6 protein-coding genes are annotated in these 4618 nt (G+C 42.5%); 2 read left to right on the top strand and 4 right to left on the bottom strand.

Annotation, left to right across the window (positions count from 1 at the left end):
* A partial coding sequence (locus ACKTSF_RS14095) for a recombinase family protein (protein WP_407890231.1) occupies window positions 1–545 on the top strand: 545 nt, incomplete at its 5' end.
* Between the two features lie 340 nt (window positions 546–885).
* On the opposite strand, the gene ACKTSF_RS14090 is transcribed toward ACKTSF_RS14095, so the two are convergent.
* From ACKTSF_RS14090 to ACKTSF_RS14075, 4 genes are all read right to left on the bottom strand, one after another.
* Window positions 886–1434, bottom strand: a complete 549-nt coding sequence (locus ACKTSF_RS14090; RefSeq protein WP_003712348.1) for a cysteine hydrolase family protein — start codon at window positions 1432–1434, stop codon at window positions 886–888.
* A gap of 1 nt (window position 1435) precedes the next feature.
* Window positions 1436–2875 carry a nicotinate phosphoribosyltransferase gene (locus ACKTSF_RS14085; protein ID WP_057785053.1) on the bottom strand — a complete coding sequence of 480 codons (1440 nt, stop codon included), beginning with the start codon at window positions 2873–2875 and terminating at the stop codon, window positions 1436–1438.
* A gap of 115 nt (window positions 2876–2990) precedes the next feature.
* Window positions 2991–3695: an NUDIX hydrolase gene (locus ACKTSF_RS14080; RefSeq protein ID WP_107696700.1), complete on the bottom strand. Its 705-nt coding sequence runs from the start codon at window positions 3693–3695 to the stop codon at window positions 2991–2993.
* A gap of 222 nt (window positions 3696–3917) precedes the next feature.
* Complete coding sequence (locus tag ACKTSF_RS14075) at window positions 3918–4154, bottom strand: TetR/AcrR family transcriptional regulator (protein ID WP_263853814.1); 237 nt, start codon at window positions 4152–4154, stop codon at window positions 3918–3920.
* 91 nt (window positions 4155–4245) lie between these two features.
* Between ACKTSF_RS14075 and ACKTSF_RS14070 the strand changes: the two genes are divergently transcribed.
* Window positions 4246–4446: a DUF536 domain-containing protein gene (locus ACKTSF_RS14070; protein WP_225361824.1), complete on the top strand. Its 201-nt coding sequence runs from the start codon at window positions 4246–4248 to the stop codon at window positions 4444–4446.
* Window positions 4447–4618: the final 172 nt, after the last annotated feature.

Genomic DNA, 4618 nt, shown 5'->3' with positions numbered 1-4618 from the left:
AACATTTAGATCGACAGTTAGCGGCTTTAAAAGACGTTGATAAATTATTTACGGATAAATTAAGTGGGGCTAACACTAATCGGCCAGAACTGCAAAAAATGCTGGCCTATATTCGTGAGGGTGATATCGTCCTGGTCACTGAATTAGATCGCTTAGGCAGAAACAACCAGGATTTAACTAAGATTATGAACACCATTCAAAATAAGGGGGCCACCTTAGATGTGTTAAATTTACCGTCCATGACCGGGATTGCGGATCCCAACTTACGGCAACTGATGACCAACTTGATTATTGAACTCTATAAGTATCAGGCCGAAAGTGAACGTAAGCGAATCATTGAGCGCCAGCAGCAAGGAATTGCCTTAGCTAAGCGACAGGGTAAATATCATGGGCGCAAACCCCAATACACCCAAGACGATCCCCGCCTGCAACATGCTTTTAAGCTTTACCAGGCAGGCATGAGTGACATTGATGTGACTCGAAATACCGGGATTAAACGGACGACCTTTATCAGATATCGCAAAAAGTTTAATATAAAAAGATGAGACTTATATGTCAGATAAATTAAAAACCGTTTTTTATGAGCAGCAAAACTATTTTGAGAAAATGATGGGAATCATGTTAGAGTGGTATCATTTATTAATCGGAATGCAAACAACTGTGCTCAACATAGTTCTGAAAGTGTTTGTTGTTCCATTCTTCGATTGCATGCTTAGTAGCTTTCGATTCATCGTACACGTTTTTATTTTCAAGATTGTATTTGAAAATAAAATGTTACCTTTTACCCTAGAAAGGTAACGCCAAAAGAAAAATTCCCAATGCATTTAGCAAAGGGAATTTTTTGTAATTAATTCGTGGTTTTTTTGATAATCATTTGAAAGTGAATTATCGAATTGTGGCCCCTAATACGTTTTTAAAATGATTCATCGCCCATTCAGCACCAGCTGGTGAGAACGTGGCCACGGCTGCTTGTGGAATCACAATGTGGTAATCCAGGTTGTAGGCACTGATTGCGGTGTGGAGGACACAAATATCAGTGCAGACACCAGCAATCCAGACTTCATCAATCCGCCGTTCCCGCAGGTAGTTATCCAAATTGGTGTTTTGGAAGGAGGAGTAACGGTTCTTATTGAATTTGTAGACATGGGAGTCGTCATGATGTTGATCAAACCAGCTGCCGACTTGGCCGTATAGTTTCTGACCGGTCGTCCCAATAATATTATGGGCCGGATATAGTTTGGTTTCTGGATTGAATGGGTCATTAAGCCGGTGACCATCAGTAGGAAAGATCACATAATCATGCTGGCTTAAGAATTGATCGGCTAACCGCATAATTTCTGGGGCCAACGTCTGCGCTGGCTTGCCAACCGTTAGTGATCCCTTATCAGCCACAAAGTCGTTTGTATAGTCAATAATTAAGAGCGCTTTAGCCATCTTAATGTTCCTCCGTAAATTGAGCTTTAGTAATTAACTGTTCTTGCAATTCAGCCAATGTAGCTGTTAAGTAAACTGGGTACCGATCGGGGTTAACTAACCGTTTTGTGGCTTCTGGTAATTCTGCTACTTGATCCATTGAGAATTGCTGAATCTTAAAGAGATCATTTTCGATTGGGGAAGCATTGGAACCCAGATATTCTTGCATCAATGGCTTAGCATTAAAATTAGTCAGAACTTGGCTGGCGTGCGTGGCTGCCGAATTAGCATTAACCACTTTCAATGGAGCCGTGATGTGCTCATCAGCCAGGGCAATCACATCGGCGATCGCTTGATGAAGGTTATCTTGCCGGTAAATCCGGTAAACTTGCTTATTACCAGGAAGGGTGATCTTTTCTCTGCTATCACTAACCTTAATTTTTGGGATCCATTGATCATTAATCTTTTCTTCGGCGAGCTTATAAACGCCACTTAATACCGGACTGGAGGAACTGGTAATTAAACGTTCCCCAATCCCAAAGTTATCAATTGGAGCTCCTTCATCCAACAACGACTTAACTACATGCGCATCAAGGGCATTTGAAGCTGTAATCTTTGCCTTGGGGAAGCCAGCATCATCGAGCATCTTCCGGGCTTTGATGGCTAATTGCGAAATGTCACCGGAATCTATCCGGATCCCGACTGGTTGGTGCCCTTGAGCGCTAACTTGCTTGAAGACCCGAATCGCGTTCGGCACTCCTGACTTCAAGACATCATAAGTATCAACGAGCAAGGAAACTTTGTCAGGATAAACCTTGGCCCAAGCTTGAAAGGCACTTAATTCATCAGAGAAGCTTTCGACCCAGGCATGTGCCATTGTGCCGGCCGCGGGAATATTAAATTTACTGGCTGCTTGTAAGTTCGACGTGCTGGTACAACCGCCGATCACCGCGGCTCGCGCCCCATACGTGGCGGCATCAGGGCCTTGCGCCCGCCGCGCGCCAAATTCCATAATTGGTCGGCCTTGAGCGGCATGGTTGATTTGCCAAGACTTCGTCGCAATTAATGATTGATGGTTAATGATGTTTAGAATAAAGGTTTCTAACAGCTGGGCTTCAATCAACGGTCCACTAATTGAAATAATTGGTTCCCGTGGGAAAACAGGGGTTCCTTCTGGTAAAGCCTTAATCGAGCAGTGATTTTTAATCTTGCTCAGGTAATCCAAAAACTCGGGAGTAAATTCATTCAGGGAGGTCAGGTATTCAATATTCTCCTTAGTGAAATGCCAATTTTGAACTTGTTCTACCACCTGCTGGAGACCAGCGACAATGACAAAACTACCGTTGTCGGGAACCCGGCGGTAAAAGACGTCGAAGCGAGCTTGTCGATCATGGGGTAGGGTAGCGTAGTACCCATTGGCCATGGAAAATTCATATAAGTCGGTTAATAGTTGTAGATTCATCTTAAATGCTTCCTTTTAAGTAAAAATTACTTTAATTTGGCTAAAAATAAAAGTATGGTTGACTTTTATTTACGTCTAGTATAAATACTTTGCAGCAAAATGCAAATGATGCCCTTTAGTTAAGTTGGTAGAGCTTTGGTGGCCGCCCAGAATGGTTCAAAGTGGCGACCCCGACTTCTTTGAAGAGGTGGTTGTGAGTTTTCTTAAAGTTGGAATTATCAATCTTGTCAATTGTCGTACCTAAGAAAGCCGCAAAGACTTCGCGCGCTTGGCGCAGGGTAAAGGTATTACCTAAGATCCGAAGAATTTGGGGTTGATAGTCCAGCTTGTTTTTAATCCGATTAATGGCGGTAGTAATGATTTGAATATGATCAAAGACCAGGTGACCGGCGGGACTTAGGATAATCTCCTGTTGGTCATGGGTGATCACATAGTTGCCCTGATCTTTATCAAGCACGAACCATTGGGCATCTGTGGCCCCATACCCTGGATGCAATTTTGGGGTTGATGGTAAATAGGTCATATAGGCGAGTGCCAGTGCCCGAGTTCCCGTAACCCGCTTGGGATCTGTAAAGGTGGCCAGTTGTTCGGTTGAATTCATCGGAACTTGCAGGCCAATTTTATCGTCAATTAGACGAATGCAGGCCGCGTCGGCACTCTCTTTACTCCGCAAGAGGGTTTCGGGGAGGGCCCAATGTCCCTTTAGAGGTTCATCTGCCCGCTTAATCAATAGTAATTGTGGTCGGTGTAATTCAGTATTAAAACTCCAAATGACGTTGGTGATGGTCACCAATGGCCGGGCAATAATTTCACTATCCAATTGACGCTCCTCCCTTCATAATTGTTAACTCAACTCTATTTTAGCATTTCTCGGCCACTAGTAATTGCCCAGTTGCTTTAAATCATGTTTGACGAGGATTGCTAAATTTTGAATGGTGATCGACGTCGGCTGGGCTAACCATAAGCAAAAAGTATTCCAGAAAATACCGACGGCAATGCGGGTCATATATTCAACTTTGGTATCGTTAGTGACATCGACGTGTCAAGCAACACTGGGGTGGCGGAGATGGAAACGCCGAAAGAAAACCGGCATCGTTTGGTTAGTATTATCCAAGATCTTATAGCTTAAACCAGCTTTAACTAACAAAGCCAATTTAGCTGAGTGAGCTGGCCAGTAAGTAAAGAAGTCATCGATGACTTCTTTATAGGTTTGGGGGTTAACTTGCAAGATCCAATCAGTGTATTTCTTTAGTAAGGAAATAACATACTGATTAATCACATCGTCTTTGCTTTTGAAATTCCGGTAAAAAGTCCGCCGGGAAATACGGGCTTGGTTACTAATATCGATCACGAAAATTTCTTGGTACGGTTTGACGGTTAATAATTTTTTACAGGCTCAAACCAAAGAACAATCAGCTTTTATTGAGCTACTTAAACAGCAGTTAGAGGTTAAGGACGAACAGATTGCAACGACTAATAGGATTGCCGATCAAGCACAACAATTAGATTTAACTACACACAAACAATCACAACCATCATTACCTCAACAAACCGAATCTGAGAGAGCGTAAAATATCTTGTGTAAATGCATAAAAGATTTCTGAATTGTATAGAAAGAGTGTTTAAATAATTATGTGTAAATAGAAAAATAAGCAATTGAAAAGGGAAAGCCTCTCCCTTATGATAGTTAGCAACCACACTCACTTCATAGGACATAGGAGGCTTTCCCCATGACTCAGTTTA

This window comes from Levilactobacillus muriae, assembly GCF_045862015.1.
Classification (GTDB): Bacteria; Bacillota; Bacilli; order Lactobacillales; family Lactobacillaceae; genus Levilactobacillus; species Levilactobacillus muriae.
The sequence above is the reverse complement of the archived record's forward strand: the minus strand, read 5'-3'. Positions and strand labels throughout refer to the sequence as shown.

Excerpts from the sequence above, each read along its gene's own strand:
- ACKTSF_RS14085 (WP_057785053.1), bottom strand. The coding sequence starts at position 2,875 with ATGAATCTACAACTATTAACCGACTTATATGAATTTTCCATGGCCAAT.
- ACKTSF_RS14090 (WP_003712348.1), bottom strand. The coding sequence starts at position 1,434 with ATGGCTAAAGCGCTCTTAATTATTGACTATACAAACGACTTTGTGGCT.